This window comes from Pseudomonas peli, assembly GCF_050563605.1.
Classification (GTDB): Bacteria; Pseudomonadota; Gammaproteobacteria; order Pseudomonadales; family Pseudomonadaceae; genus Aquipseudomonas; species Aquipseudomonas peli_A.
In genome coordinates this window covers 1-267 of record NZ_JBNXUH010000397.1, presented here as the reverse complement: position 1 = coordinate 267, position 267 = coordinate 1, and the positions used below count along the sequence as shown (strand labels likewise).

1 pseudogene is annotated in these 267 nt (G+C 66.2%); it reads left to right on the top strand.

The annotated features are described in order from the left end of the window. Positions 1-116: pseudogene (locus tag ACQ4LH_RS22085) on the top strand (hypothetical protein); the annotation flags it as partial. Between the last annotated feature and the right edge of the window lie 151 nt (positions 117-267).

Sequence of the window (267 nt, the reverse complement as noted above, 5' to 3'; positions counted from 1 at the left end):
GCTCTGCAGCGGCCTCGGCGGCGCGCTCGAAAGTCATGGGCCGGGTGGTCGACGGCTACAGCAACGTCACCACGCTAAAGCTGTTCGCCCACACCCAGGTCGAGGAACACTACGCCNGGTCGCCGCCAGCGTCAGATGTGTAAAAGAGCCAGGCTCTGCAGCGGCCTGGGCGGCGCGCTCGAAAGTCATGGGCCGGGTGGTCGACGGCTACAGCAACGTCCCCCCGCTAAAGCTGTTCGCCAACCCCAAGGTGGAGGAACCCTACGC